Source organism: Haloferax elongans ATCC BAA-1513 (genome assembly GCF_000336755.1).
Taxonomy (GTDB): Archaea; Halobacteriota; Halobacteria; order Halobacteriales; family Haloferacaceae; genus Haloferax; species Haloferax elongans.
Window position 1 is genome coordinate 64,954 of sequence record NZ_AOLK01000018.1, and the last position, 14,043, is coordinate 78,996.

Here is a 14,043-nt window from a genome sequence, read left to right on the forward strand (position 1 = left end):
TGATACCACACCAGTCGTCAAGAAGGTATGCCCGAAGACCGTCTCGCAAGCGACTCAATTCGTTGCGTTCTCGCCGCTTCTGGCCGCGACAACGACGAGAGCAAAGACGGCAATACCGAGCAAGAGTCCTGGGCCGACGACGAGCGGCGTGGTGAGACTGCCGGGAACGACGCGAGTCATCATGACAGTCACGCCGACGCCGACGGGGACCGAAAAGAGGAGCGCGTAGGCGACAGCCGTGCGTAGCGAGGGGCTGTCGCTAACCGCGGGGGCAGGGCCAGAGTCGGCCTCAACGTCGGCTGTCGAATCTGAACGCGTCACGGTCACAGGAGCGAGTACGACGCTGCGACCGTGAGCGCCAGTGCTGCCACGAGGCCGATGCCGACCAGATACGTCAGCGACCGCGGCTCCCAGCGGAGGTGCTGGAAGTACGCCGCGACCAGCACGGCCTTCGCCGCCGAGAGGACCATGATGATGCCGAAGGCAGTCCAGTAGGCTAACCCCGCGAACTCGACGAGGACCTGCACCGTCGCCGAGACGAACAATACCACGTAAATCGCCGTATAGAATTTTGTTGATACCATCTTCGTCACCTCACAGGATGTAGAACAGCGGGAAGAGGAACAACCAGACGATGTCGACGAAGTGCCAGTAGAGGCCGAAGTACTCCACCGACCGGTTGTCTTCGAGGTACGCGCCTCTCCATGCGCGTGCGGTCAGATACAGTGCGATGATGAGCCCCGCGATGACGTGGGCCGCGTGCAGCCCCGTCGTGAGGAAGAACGTCGATGTCCGGACGTTCGTCGAGAGCCACAGCCCCTCGTGGAAGAGGTGCTGCCACTCCAACGCCTTGTTGACGAGGAAGCCGATGCCGAGGACGAAGGTGGCACCGAGGCTCGTGACGAGCCCCAGTTTGTGCTTCTTCTCGGCGGCGACGAGCGCGAGGACGACGGTGAAACTGCTCGTCAACAGGATGTACGTGTTGACGAGGCCGGGAATCGGGTCGTCCGGGACGGGTTGCCACCCGGTCCATCCGAAGGCGAATCGCGTGAAGATGTACGCGCCGAGGAAGCCGCCGAACAGCACCACGTCGGACGCGAGGAATATCCACATCCCCACCTTACCGTTGTCGATGCCGGAGAACGGCCACGCCTCGCCCTCGTCGAAGACCGGACCGTGGAACGGTTCGAGGCCCATCGCGATGAGCGACCCGAGCGTGACGCCGAACCCCGCGACTGCAGTCGTCGCGTAGGCGGCCCCCATCATCCCCTCAGGGAACGCAGCGTCTTGCAGCGGGGAGATACCGAGCAAGATGAGGAACGCGCCCAGTGAGAGGACGAACGGCCAGATGCTCGCGTGGCTCGGCCCTTCGACCTCGGTGGCCTCGACCGTCGGCTCGTACTCTGTCGTGACTGCGGTGTGTGGCGACGTAGCCACGCCGCCGCCTGCGGTTGCACCCCCACTGCCGTCGGCAGCCGTTGCACCGCCTGTCACGTCAGACTCTCTGTCGAGGATGAATGACAGGTGGCCGTCGCGGTAGGTCGGCGTGCCCTCGAAGTTTTCGAGCGGTGGCGGCGACGAGACGGCCCACTCGGCGGTGGTCGCGTACTCCCACGGGTTGTCGGAGACGGGGTCGCCCGTGAAGGCGCTCTTGAACAGGTTGTAGAACATGATGAGGAACGACAACCCGAGGACGAACCCACCGATTGTGGCGAGTTGGTGCCACGGCGCGAGTTCCGGTGCGTAGTCGAAGACGCGGCGCGGCGTCTCCCACGCGACGAAAAGCGGGAAGTACAGCAGATTGAAGCCGACGAAGTAGGCCGCGAAGTGGACCTTCCCGAGGAACTCGTCGTACATCCGGCCGGTAATCTTCGGGAACCAGTAGTAGAGGCCCCCGACGAGCGCCGTCACACCCCCGACCATCACGTAGTGGAAGTGCGCGACGACCCAGTAGGTGCCGCGGAACTCGTAGTCGAGGACGACAGCACCGAGGAAGACGCCCGTGATACCGCCGATGATGAACAACAGGAGCGCCCCGAAGACGAAGAGGAAGGGCGTCGTGAAGCGTATCTTCCCCTTCAACATGGTGTAGATGAGCGCGAAGACCATCAGGTCGAACGGCAGCGAGATGCCGATGGTCGTAATCATAAAGAGCGTCTTCACCTGGAGGTTGATGCTCGTCAGGAACATGTGGTGCATCCAGACGACGAAGCTCTGAATCGCCACGAGCACCATCGCGATGATGAACCACTTCCGCCCGACGATGCGGCGGCCGGTGAACGTCTGGAACACCTCGGCCATGACGCCGAGCGCCGGGAAGAACACGATGTACACCTCGGGGTGGCCGAAGAACCAAAAGAGGTGTGTCCAGAGGAGTGCCCCCGCTGGCGACTCCATCGCGAAGTAGGTCGTCCCGAGCAGTCGGTCCGCCGAGAGGACCATCAGCGCGGCGAGGAGCGCCGCGAAGGCGAAGAGCATCATCCAGACGGTGAGGAGAATCGTCCAGCTAAACAGCGGCATATTGCGGAGTGTCAGCCCCTCCGCCCGCATGCGATGCATCGTCGTCAGGAAATTGACCGACGAGACGGTGACGGAGGCGACGAACAAGACGAGTGCCAACACCGCCGTCGACGCCCCAACGTCCGGTGTGAACGTCGGGACGTTTAGCGGGGCATACATCGTCCACCCGCCGGAGAAGGTGCCGCCTTGGAAGAACGAGACGCCGAAGAGGATGCCAGAAAAGAGATAGAGCCAGTAGGAAAGCGCGTTCAGTCGGGGGAACGCGAGGTCTTTCGCGCCGAGTTGGAGCGGGACGATGTAGTTCGCAAAGCCGAACGCGAACGGAGAGAGGAACCAAAACACCATCAACAGCCCGTGGGCCGAGACGGCCTGATTGTACGCGACCGGGGCGAGAATCGTCTCACCCGGTGCACGCGGTGCCCACAGTTGGATGCGCATCAACCACGCGAGGACGCCGCCGAGGACGAGGAAGAAAAGCGATGTGACGATGTAGAGGATGCCGACGTCTTTGTGATTCGTCGTGACGAACCAGCGCTTGATACTGCCCGTCCCCGGGAAGTCGTGACCGTGGTCGTGGTCGTCCTCGTGGCCGCCTGCGACGACTTCACTCCCGACTTCTGTGCCACCGTCTGTCCGTTCTGGGTCCGTGTCGCTCATGCTGGTCGTGCCTCCACGAATGCGGTCTGGTTTTCGGTGCTCACACTTTCGCTACTCCCGTTCCCGGTGCTTTCGTACCACTCCTCGTACTCGTCAGGAGGCATGACGATGACCTCCGCGGACATGTACGAGTGGCCAGCGCCACACAGTTCGTAACACTGGGCAGTGTACGTCCCAGTCTCGTTGGCGACGAACCACGTCTCGGTCTCCTGACCGGGAATTGCGTCGGTCTTGACGCGCAACTCTGGGATACCGAAGTTGTGGAACACGTCGGCTGACGTCACTTGCAACCTGACTGGCTGTTCTGCCGGGATGCGAAGGACGCCGTCGGTCGTGTGGCCGTTCGGATAGGTGAATCGCCATCCGAACTGGTAGCCTTCGGCTTCGATATCCAACGAGTTGTCCGCCGACGGACCCTCTTCGACGTACAGAAGCGTCAGGTAGGTCCACGAAATCAGCGAGACGACGATAATCATGCTCATGAAAAACGACGTGGCAAGTTTTCTCCCGCCCCCACTGCCCGTCGGAAGCTCGCCCAGCACGGGGCGGTCTCCGACCTCCTCGTCTCCCTTTGTAGCCCCGGAGCGATACTTGTAGGCGTTGTACAGCATATAGCCGATGACCACCACCCCGACGAGCGTCCCGAGGAGCAGGAACACCTCGAAGATACTCTCGAAGACGATGATGCGCGACCCCCGCGGGACGAGACCCGACTGGAGGAAAAGCGGGCTACTGCCGACGAGTGTTGTGCCCATTGATAACATCACCCACCCATGTTAATTAACGTTCATGATAATCACTGTTTCGGCGAACGGCGGTCACTTGGCGCTAGGTGGCAAAAACAGGAAGAATGTGGGTTGTGGTGGCTACCAGCGGTGGCCTGTTTCGAAGCCGACTAGACCTGGTGTTGTGGAATCTCGGCCACGAAGTCGAGCGTGTACCCGAGTGCGAGGCCGTAAATCCAGTGTGCGGCCAGCGAGAACACGAGGAACGACGCGAGGACGGCGAGGTCCGTCCCCGGCCAGAACGCCGGTACGAAGCCGAGCCAGTACAGTGTCGCAAACGAGACACCCCGAAGGTATTCGGGCGACTCCGGTGGGAGGAACGCACCGACGACCACGAACGTCAACGGGAGGACGATGACACCGCCGATACCGAACAGTAAGACCCCAAGGGTAACCGTCGGTTCGAACCCGAAGAACAGCGCGAACCCGGCGAACCGCGTCACCGGTTCGGTGACGAACAGCCCGAGTGCCCCGGGGATGCCGACGAGGACCGGCAACATCAGTATCGTCCCGATGAGACCGCCACCCATCGCCGCCGCGATGACGCGCCCGGTTATCTCCGGTTCGAGCGTCTCGCCTGCTGGTTGTTCTACCCCACCCACGGCCGGATTCGGTGTCTCTTGGCTCATCGTCTCCTCGTATTACGATAGCCCCCACGATAAAGGGTAACAACTGACATAGCAGAAATACGTAGTGTTCCGTTTCGGACGATGGAGCTCCAACACGCCCAATGTCAACCCAAACATATTTTCTCGTTTCCACCACTCTCGTGAGTCACCGACGTTTTTGTCGCGCGACCCTACCTTCCGGTCGATGTACGAAGTCGAGGTCAAGGTTCGCGCCAACCACGAGGCGGTCAGAGAGCGCCTCGAAGCGACTGGGGCCGAACAGGTCAATCGCGTCACACAGACCGACACCTACTACGACGCACCGCACAAGGACTTCGCCGAGACCGACGAGGCGCTGCGTCTTCGCCGTGAGAAACGATACGAGGGCGACGAGGTCGTCTCCGAGACGACCCGACTCACCTACAAAGGGCCGCTCGTCGACGAATCGTCGAAGACTCGCCGCGAGTACGAGACGGATGTCGACGACGGCGAGACGATGGACGCTATTTGCGGCGCAGTCGGCTTCGAACCGGCAGCGACCGTCGAAAAGGAGCGCGAACGCTTCGCACTCGACGGCTACACCGTCTCTCTCGACGCCGTCTCCGGCCTCGGTGAATTCGTAGAGGTCGAGGTCGAAGTCGAGACCGGCCTCGACGACGCCCGCGACGGTGCCTTCGACGTGCTTCAGAAACTCGAACTCGACCCCGACGACCAGATTCGAACCTCCTACCTCGGGATGTTACTCGGCGCGCCCGAAGAATAACGGCAACCGTTGCCACCCTGATACCCCATAGTAATACACGTTTGAGGCAAGGTTTCCGCAAGTTATAGAACGGCCCGCTGGGTACGTCTGGCCAATGAGCGACCGAAACATCCGCCTCGAATCCGCCGACAAGCGGGCAATCGAGGACCAAGAGGTCGAAATCGTCGAACGAAAGGGAATCGGTCACCCGGATTCTATCTGCGACGGTATCGCCGAAAGTGTCTCTCGTGCGCTGTCGAACCTCTATCTCGACCGCGTCGGCAAAGTCCTCCACTATAACACAGACGAGACGCAGCTCGTCGCCGGCACTGCCGCCCCCGCGTTCGGTGGCGGTGAAGTCATCGAGCCGATTTACCTCCTCATCGTCGGCCGGGCGACGAAGAAGTACGTGAAAGACGGCGAGACGCTTCAGCTTCCCGTCGACTCCGTCGCCCTTCGCGCGGCGCGCGAGTATCTGGCTGAGAACCTCCCCGAACTCGACGTTGGCACCGACGTTATCGTCGACGTCAAACTCGGCGAGGGGTCCGGCGACCTCCAAGACGTCTTCGGCGAGGAGACCCAGGAAGTCCCGATGGCGAACGACACCAGTTTCGGTGTCGGTCACGCCCCGCTCACCGAGACCGAGCGAATCGTCCACGAGGCGGAACGCGCCCTCAACGGCGCACGCTACGGCGACGACCACCCCGAACTCGGACAGGACATCAAAATCATGGGCAAGCGCGAAGGCGACGTTATCGACGTGACCGTCGCCGCCGCCATGGTCGACGCCTACATCGACGGCATGGAAGACTACATCGACGCCGTCGAGGACGTTCGTGAGTTCGTTTCGGACCTCGCAACCGAGTACACCGACCGCGAGGTCAACGTCGAGGTCAACACCGCCGACGACTACGAAGAAGGCTCTATCTACCTCACGACGACCGGCACCTCGGCCGAGCAAGGTGACGACGGGTCTGTCGGCCGCGGCAACCGCGCCAACGGTCTCATCACGCCGAACCGCCCGATGAGCATGGAAGCGACCTCAGGCAAGAACCCCGTCAACCACATCGGGAAGATTTACAACCTGCTTTCGACCCACATCGCCGAGACGGTCGTCGACGAAGTCGACGGCATCCGCGACCTGCAGGTCCGTCTGCTCTCCCAAATCGGTCGCCCCATCGACGAACCGCACGTCGCCGACGCGAAGGTCGTCACCCACGACGGCGTCACCATCGCCGACATCGAAGACGACGTCGTCGCAATCATGGACCGCGAACTCGCTGACGTGACCGACATCACCCGTCGCACTATCGAAGGCGAACTCAGCACGTTCTAAGAAGACGAGTCGGCGCAGCACAGCGCTGTTCTCTCGTTCGAACCGTGAAAATATGGAGTCGACCAGTGGAAAAACCGGTTACTGCGCGTCCGAACCGTAGTACTTCGTGAGAAGCTTCGCGGCCGCCGCTGCGGTCTTGCGGTAGTCGCGGTCGCCCTCGGGTGTCCGAACGGCGTACTCGTAGTGGTTGCTCTTCGGGACGTACCACTTCTCGGGGAAGCGGTCGAGAATCGCACGCGGGTCACCGTTCTCGGAGGCGACCGCCTCGGTTGCCTCACCGCTTCGGGACTGGTCCGATACATCGTCGAGTGGTTGTCCCGATTCGTCGACGAGAGTGGGCTCTGAGGCGGCCGTATCACTGGACACTTCCATCGGCCGTAGAGAACCGTTCTCGATATCGGCTGTTAGCTGGTCTGTGTCCTCTCGGGACGTCATAAACGTCGGGTTCGACTCGACGAGAAGCGTCTCGGGGACGTTCGGGTGCAACGCTGGCATTCCCATGGGAAGTTCCGATTGCGTGTTCGCGGCGAGCGCCTGGCCCATCAGTATCGACTGCATTCTGACTTCGGGGTCGTCGCCCGGCGTCAGTTGGTCGTACGTGCCATCGGTGTTCATCTCCCACGCCTTACGGTTGTCGGCGAACCCGAGTTCGAGGATGAATCGGAGTTGTTCGCGGATATCGTGGTCTTCGACCGGAGCGATGGCCTCGACGCGCTTGTCGAGGTTGCGAGTCATCCAGTCCGCAGAGCCGATGTAGTAGTCCGGGTCGCCGGCGTTCTCGAAGTAGAAGATACGGGAGTGTTCGAGGAAGCGGTCGACGACGCTTCGGACCGTCACCGTCTCCGAGAGCCCGTCGATCCCGGGACGAAGGCGGCAGATGTCGCGGACGAGCAAGTCGATATCGACGCCCGCCATCGACGCCTTGTAGAGTTCTTCGACGATACCGGGGTCTTCGAGCGCGTTCATCTTCGCGACGATTCGGGCGGGGCGGCCCGCCCGAGCGTGCTCAGCCTCACGCCGGATGCACTTCGTGAACTCGTTGCGCATCGTCACCGGTGCGATGAGGAGCTTGCGGAACTCCTCGTCGAGCGAGGGACCGGTGAAGAAGTTGAACACCTTCACGAGGTCCTGTCCGATGTCGCGGTCGGCGGTGAGCATACCGAGGTCGACGTACCCCTTGGCAGTTTCAGAGTGGTAGTTTCCGGTCGCGACGTGTGAGTAGAGACGCACGCCGTCTTCCTCCTCGCGGACGACGAGCGCCGTCTTCGTGTGCGTCTTCAGCCCGATAGTTCCGTATGCGACGTGGATACCCTCCTCTTCGAGCTTGCGAACCCATTCGAGGTTGTTCTGCTCGTCGAACCGGGCTTTGAGTTCCACCATCGCAGCGACCTGCTTGCCGTTGTCGGCGGCGTCGATGAGCGCCTGAATGACCTTCGAGTCCGAGGCCGTCCGGTAGATGGCGGCCTTGATAGCGAGGACGTTCGGGTCGTTCGCCGCGGCGTCGAGGAACTGCTGTACCGTGTCACCGAACGAGTGGTACGGGTGGTGCAACAGCACGTCCTTCCGGCGAATTTCGTCGAATATCGTCTCCTTGTCGGTTTTGAAACCAGCCTCGTTGCGACCCAAGTCGTGCAGTCGCGGGTGCGGTTGCGGCGTCCACGAGTCGAGTTTGAGGTCCGGCCTGTCGAGGTCGGTGAGGTCCATGAACTCACGGTAGTCGAGCGGGCCGGGGAGCGAGAAGACCTCTCGCTCGTCGAGGTTTAGCTGCTCGACGAGGAGGTCTTTCACCGAGTCGGGCGCGTCGTCTTCGATTTCGAGACGCACCACGGTCGCGAACCGGCGCTGTTCGAGCACCTCTTCTATCATGTCGATGAGGTCCTCTGCGACCTCCTCGTTGCGCCTGACTTCGGCGTTTCGCGTCAGCTTGAACACCGCAGTGTCGAGCACCTCGACGTTCGGAAACAGTAAGTCGAGGTTCGCACGGATGACTTCTTCGAGGAGCACGTACCGGATCTCGTCAGTGTCGGTGTCGACTTCGACGAGTCGAGGGCGGTTCTGCGGTATCTTCACGCGAGTGAACGTCGGTTCGTCGTCGTCACCGCTCGTGAGGACCGCCATCGAGAGCGAGAGATTGGAAATGAAGGGAAACGGGTGCGCCGGGTCGAACGAAAGCGGGGTGAGCGTCGGCAGCACGGACATCTCGAAGTAGTCGCGCATCTCGGACTGCTCGTCGGCCGTCAACTCGTCGTAGTCACAGATGTGGATGCCCTCGGCAGCGAGCGCCGGCAGTATGTCCTCGCGGTAACACGCCGCCTGCTGTTTGAACATCGGACGAGCCTTGTCGATGGCTTCTTCCCACTGTTCGCGGGGAGTCCGCCCGTCTGTGGTTCGCTCTGTCACCCCAGCGTCGATTTGCTGTTTCAGCCCGCCGATACGCTTCATGAAGAACTCGTCGAGGTTCTTCGTGAAGATGGCGAGGAACCGGACACGTTCGAGAAGCGGATTTCTATCATCGAGCGCCTCGTTGAGGACTCGTGACTGGAACGCCAGTTCGCTCAGCTCGCGGTTGAGATAATACTGCGGGTCGGAAAGGTCGATATCGGCAGGCGACTCGTTGGTCATAGCATCGTTGGGTAATGGCGACTTGCGAACCGTCGCGGCGTCGTCGACACTGTCATATGACAACATGCCGCTCTGGTCGTATCTACAAACAGTACACGGCCGGTTTCGTATTAAGCGGTTTATATTGGTTCGACCACTGATTACAGTTCAGTAAAGGGTACTATGTGCAACTATATAACTATATTATCACTGTTGACACGACATCTGACGAGCGGAACGAGACGCTGAAGCGTGGTGACCGAGAAGCGGGCGTGTGAACGAGACGGCACACGTCGTCCTCGTCGGCTACGGCGAGGTCGGAACGAAGAGTTCGAGCGTCCGAGCGAAGATGGAGGAACGCCTCCGAGAGAACCTTCAGGCGGTACTCGACGACAGAGACCTCTCGGGCCGCGTCGAACGAACGTGGTCTCGGCTTCGCGTCGTCGGCGCCGACGACCCCGAGACAGTCGCCGCCGCGTGTGCCGAGGTCCCCGGCGTCGTCTGGGCCAGACCGACTGTCGAGTGCGACCCGACGCTCGATTCGATGGTCACGGTGTGCCGCGATTTCGCTGCAGAGCACCCAGACGGTGCGAGTTTCGCCATCGACGCCGACCGAATCGGTCCCAAAGAGAATCACGGCTTTTCAGTCCGCGATATCGAGCGCGACGCGGGCAGCGCCGTCGTCGAAGCCACCGACGCGCCCGTCGACCTCGACAATCCAGCCCACACCTATCGCGTCGAGTGCAGAGAGGACACTGCATACGTCTCGATTCAGAAATTCGATGGCCCGGGCGGTATTCCACTGGGAACACAGGGGAAGGCCGTCGCGCTCATCTCTGGCGGCATCGACTCGCCCGTCGCGATGTGGGAGCTGATGCGCCGCGGGTGCGAAATCGTCCCCGTCTACGTGGACCTCGGCGACTTCGGCGGTGCCGACCACCGAGCACGGGCCGTCCAGACTGTCCGAACTATCGGACGCCGCGCGCCGAACTTCGACATGCGCGTCCACGTCGTCCCCGGCGGCGACGTGGTCGAGCGCCTGATGGACACCATCGACGACACCCGGATGCTCTCGCTTCGCCGGGTGATGCTCGCAATCGCCGCCGAAGTCGCCGCCGACGAGGACGCCCACTCCATCGTGACCGGTGAATCACTGGCCCAGAAATCGAGTCAGACCGGCGAGAACCTCGCCGTCACGTCCGCTGCGACCGAGTACCCGGTTCACAGGCCGCTTTTGACTCGCGACAAGACCGATATCGTCGCCGAAGCGCGCGAATTGGGCACCTTCCACGACTCCACGCTTCCGGTGGGGTGCGAGCGCGTCGCTCCATCGTATCCCGAGACGAATGCGTCTCTCGCCGCCGTCGAGCGGGCGGAACCGGACGACCTTTTCGACCTCGCGGCCGAGGCGGCGCGAAACCGGACGCGAACCTGAACCCGGCTCTTTTCTTGGTGATGTTAGAGCGCCGGAACCTCCTGACGGTACCAGAGTATCGGAACCGCTTTACCGCATCCATACCGTCCTCTCCGACGTGACGCAGGTCTGTATCGTCGGGTCCGAAGACGTTCACCTCCAGTACGAGTTGCTGTCGCGAGAGACCGCCCGCGCGGCGCTCTCGACGTACGACATCACCGAGCCGTTCGAGAACTCGCTGTGCGTCGAGACGGTAAGCATCGGCGCGGCGGTGTCGCTTCTCAACGACCTCAACTGGTATCTCGTCCGATTCGCAGACGCCTGCCTCGTCCTCGAACCCTCCATTTCAGCCGACGAGTGGCTCTCTCGCGACCTCGCCCGCGACGTTCGAGACGGTCACGTCTCGCCGGAAGAGACGGGCGACCACCTCGCAATCTACGGCGTCGAAGACGGCCGTCTCGTCGAACCGATGTACGTGACGCGAGTCGATGGGTCGGTCCCCTCCTACGACCTTCGAGACGTCGAAGAGACGGTGGTCGTCCGCGTCGGTGAAGACGAATTCGGCCGATAGCGACACTGCGACCGAAACAAACTGTAGAAGACGTCAGTCGAACATTCCGGTCGACATGTATCGCTCGCCGGAGTCCCAGAATACCGTGACGACGAGCGGTTGCTCAGATTCGGGAGCAGCAGGCTCCGCGATACGCTCGGCGACGCGTTTTGCGGCGAGCAGCGACGCACCCGAGGACTGGCCGACGAGGATACCCTCCTCGCGGGCGAGTCGTCGACACTCGGCTTCGGCGTCTTCGACCGCGACGATTTCCACGTCGTCGAGCAGGTCGGTATCGAGGTTGGGACTGACGAATCCCGGGCCCATCCCCTGAAACTGGTTGTCGCCGACTTCGTGGCCCGAGAGGACGGCGCTCTGTTCGGGTTCGACGCCGACGACGGTCATCGACGGGAACTCCTCTTTGAGGCGGCGGCCGTTCCCCGAAATCGTCCCACCGGTGCCGATACCGGCGACGAGGGCGTCGATTTGTCGGTCGCCGATTTGGTCGAGTATTTCCTCTGCGGTCGTTCGGTAGTGGGCGTTCGGATTCGCCGGGTTCTCGAACTGCCGGAGTTGGTACATTCCCTCTTCGGCTTCGAGTTCGTCGGCGCGGTCTTTCGCGTCGGAGATGCCACCCTCGACGAGTTCGATTGTCGCACCGTAAGCGCGCATAATCTCTCGACGCTCGGGAGACATCGATTCGGACATGACGATAGTGAGGTCGTAGCCCTTCGCGGCCGCGACCACCGACAATCCGATGCCTGTGTTCCCGGAGGTCGGTTCGACGAGTTCGTCGCCGGGTTCGATGTCGCCTGCGTCTTCCGCCGCCTCGACCATCGCCAGCGCGGGGCGGTCTTTCGCCGACCCGCCGGGATTCTTGGACTCGATTTTGGCTGCGATGGTCGACCCGGCGGGCGAGTCGACGCGGACCAAGGGGGACCCGATAGCGTCGAGGATACTGTCGTCCATCGCTCTCCGGTTCGCCATGCGCACCTAAACGACTGGCGGAGCCGGACGATTCGGCCACTGTCCGGTGGCTGTCGCGAGGAGGACACCAATTCGACTGTGGCGAACCCCGCCGCGAGCGCACCCGTTAAATCCGCGCGTTCGTTAGTCCCGCCCATGGCACAGGCGGAGACGCTGGAGACGATGCAACCGAACCCCGAGTGGGACGCAGACGGATACGAGGACGCCGTTGCGACCCTCGGCAGCGACGACTACACGTTCAAAGTCTGGGGCGGCGACTGGTGCGGCGACTGCCAAGACCAACTGCCGGACTTCGGCGCGGCCCTAGACGCCGCTGGCGTCGATTCCGACCGCATCGAACACTACCCGGTCGAGAAAGCCGACGACGGGTCGAAAATCGGCCCCCGCGTCGAGGAGTACGGCATCGAGTACATCCCGACAGTCGTCGTCGAACTCGACGGCGAGGAAGTCGCCCGATTCGTCGAGGAAGAAGCCGATCCAATTGCGGTCTACCTCGCAGCGCAGTTGTCGAACTGAGTCGCAGTCGATTTCTCTCTGTTTTACGGTGTCGGTGGACTGATACGAGACGGCCGAGTACGCCGACCAGATGAGACGACGACAGGTCCTCGCGTCACTCGGTGCCGCCGCCCTCGCGGGGTGTAGCACCTCGAACCTCTGCGGCCCACGAGACACCGAGCCCCTCCCCAACGAAGACGCCGGCTGGCCCCAACAGGGACCCACGCCCGCGAACCAGCGCCGTGCTCCGTCGGTTTCAGTGACCGACCCAACCGAGACGTGGCGTATCGAGAACGACGGTCCAGTGACGACACCGGCTGTATCCGGGGACACCGTGTATCTCTCCGCCGGAGTACGTGACGACGAGAGCGACCAGTTCCCCGTTGGGGCGCTCTTCGCCTTCGACCGAGAGACGGGAGCACAACGATGGCGAACCGACTTCGGCGACCCGCATGGGGCGTACGCCGGGTGCCCGCCGGTCGTCTACCGCGGGACGGTGTACGTCGGCGACGCAGGGCACTACAGCCTCTATGCGGTGAGCGCCCGAACCGGAGCGATTCGGTGGCACGCGCAACTCGGTGGGTCGGTGAATCGCCCGGTTGTTGCCGCGGACGGCGTCATCTGTCTCGCACAGCAGGACCACGTCATCGCGTTCGACACGATGGGCGAGGAACTGTGGCGCTACTCGAAGCCGGGACACGTCTTCTTGACGACGCCGACTATCGTCGATGGCACGGTCTACGTCGGCTCAGTCTTCAGCCCAGACGGCGAGAACGACGAAGCGGAAGACGACCACGCGTCCGTCGTCGCGGCGCTCGACCTCCACACGGGCGACGTGGTGTGGGAAGCCGCCCGCGGCGAGAACATCAACCCGATTACCGCCGCGGACGGGACGCTCTATCTCTCCGGTGCGAACGCGATTCACGCCCTCGAAATGACCGACGGGAGTCGCGTCTGGGAGCAACCAACCGGCGACCATCGCTTCGGCCGCCTCGCCGTCGACGACGAACGCGTGTACGCCACCGGCGGCACACAAGCAGTCGCATTCGATCGCGACGACGGCGACGTTCGCTGGCGCTACGACGCCGACACGTACCTTCGTTCCCATCCCATGGTGACTGCGAACTCGGTCGTCGCCGCGACAGACAACCCCCAGAGCGGCGATGCTGCGGTCGCCTACGCCCTCGACAGGGCGACTGGCGAACCGCGGTGGTCGGTCGAACTCGACGGGAAGATGGGCTTTGCGCCCGTTGCCGGTGAGAATCGGGTGTATCTGTCGTCGTACCGGGCGGGCGAGGGCGGCGACGTGGTCGGCGTCGAGTCCACCGAGACGGCATGAGGAGCAGGC

The 14,043-nt window shown here is 62.5% G+C and carries 13 protein-coding genes; 6 read left to right on the forward strand and 7 right to left on the reverse strand.

Annotation, left to right across the window (positions count from 1 at the left end; all coding sequences use genetic code 11):
- Positions 1 to 54: 54 nt before the first annotated feature.
- The 5 genes from C453_RS10495 to C453_RS10515 form a co-directional block, all read right to left on the reverse strand.
- Positions 55 to 327 (reverse strand): hypothetical protein, encoded by a 273-nt coding sequence (locus C453_RS10495; RefSeq protein WP_008324437.1) that lies wholly within the window; start codon positions 325 to 327, stop codon positions 55 to 57.
- The gene (locus C453_RS10500; RefSeq protein WP_049907636.1) at positions 324 to 584 is read right to left on the reverse strand and encodes a cytochrome C oxidase subunit IV family protein; all 261 of its coding nucleotides are present in this window, start codon (positions 582 to 584) and stop codon (positions 324 to 326) included. The genes C453_RS10495 and C453_RS10500 overlap by 4 nt, the downstream gene beginning before the upstream one ends.
- Positions 585 to 594: 10 nt before the next feature.
- Positions 595 to 3,177: a cbb3-type cytochrome c oxidase subunit I gene (locus tag C453_RS10505; protein ID WP_008324439.1), complete on the reverse strand. Its 2,583-nt coding sequence runs from the start codon at positions 3,175 to 3,177 to the stop codon at positions 595 to 597.
- Entirely contained in the window at positions 3,174 to 3,932 is a 759-nt protein-coding gene (coxB, locus tag C453_RS10510) for a cytochrome c oxidase subunit II (protein ID WP_008324440.1), read from the reverse strand. The genes C453_RS10505 and coxB overlap by 4 nt, the downstream gene beginning before the upstream one ends.
- A 140-nt stretch (positions 3,933 to 4,072) precedes the next feature.
- Positions 4,073 to 4,591, reverse strand: a complete 519-nt coding sequence (locus tag C453_RS10515) for a DUF6789 family protein (RefSeq protein ID WP_008324441.1) — start codon at positions 4,589 to 4,591, stop codon at positions 4,073 to 4,075.
- 184 nt (positions 4,592 to 4,775) lie between these two features.
- Here C453_RS10515 and cyaB point away from each other — a divergent pair, with 184 nt between their 5' ends.
- Positions 4,776 to 5,333, forward strand: coding sequence for a class IV adenylate cyclase (cyaB, locus tag C453_RS10520; protein ID WP_008324442.1), 558 nt, complete (start codon positions 4,776 to 4,778; stop codon positions 5,331 to 5,333).
- A gap of 94 nt (positions 5,334 to 5,427) precedes the next feature.
- Complete coding sequence (locus tag C453_RS10525) at positions 5,428 to 6,648, forward strand: methionine adenosyltransferase (RefSeq protein WP_008324443.1); 1,221 nt, start codon at positions 5,428 to 5,430, stop codon at positions 6,646 to 6,648.
- 78 nt (positions 6,649 to 6,726) lie between these two features.
- Here C453_RS10525 and ppk1 read toward each other — a convergent pair whose 3' ends face one another.
- Entirely contained in the window at positions 6,727 to 9,270 is a 2,544-nt protein-coding gene (gene ppk1, locus C453_RS10530; protein ID WP_049907637.1) for a polyphosphate kinase 1, read from the reverse strand.
- A 253-nt stretch (positions 9,271 to 9,523) separates the two neighbouring features.
- Between ppk1 and C453_RS10535 the strand changes: the two genes are divergently transcribed.
- Both C453_RS10535 and C453_RS10540 read left to right on the forward strand, forming a co-directional pair.
- Positions 9,524 to 10,684, forward strand: a complete 1,161-nt coding sequence (locus C453_RS10535; RefSeq protein WP_008324445.1) for a tRNA sulfurtransferase — start codon at positions 9,524 to 9,526, stop codon at positions 10,682 to 10,684.
- 97 nt (positions 10,685 to 10,781) lie between these two features.
- Entirely contained in the window at positions 10,782 to 11,234 is a 453-nt protein-coding gene (locus tag C453_RS10540; protein WP_007540480.1) for a DUF5804 family protein, read from the forward strand.
- 33 nt (positions 11,235 to 11,267) lie between these two features.
- Here the strand turns inward: C453_RS10540 and C453_RS10545 are convergent, their stop codons facing one another.
- Positions 11,268 to 12,182: a PLP-dependent cysteine synthase family protein gene (locus C453_RS10545; RefSeq protein WP_008324446.1), complete on the reverse strand. Its 915-nt coding sequence runs from the start codon at positions 12,180 to 12,182 to the stop codon at positions 11,268 to 11,270.
- Positions 12,183 to 12,335: 153 nt separating this feature from the next.
- Here C453_RS10545 and C453_RS10550 point away from each other — a divergent pair, with 153 nt between their 5' ends.
- Together C453_RS10550 and C453_RS10555 are read left to right on the forward strand one after the other, a co-directional pair.
- Positions 12,336 to 12,716, forward strand: coding sequence for a thioredoxin family protein (locus C453_RS10550; RefSeq protein ID WP_008324447.1), 381 nt, complete (start codon positions 12,336 to 12,338; stop codon positions 12,714 to 12,716).
- A 70-nt stretch (positions 12,717 to 12,786) separates the two neighbouring features.
- A complete protein-coding gene (locus C453_RS10555; RefSeq protein WP_008324448.1) occupies positions 12,787 to 14,034 on the forward strand; it encodes an outer membrane protein assembly factor BamB family protein in 1,248 nt (415 codons plus the stop codon).
- Positions 14,035 to 14,043 lie beyond the last annotated feature (9 nt).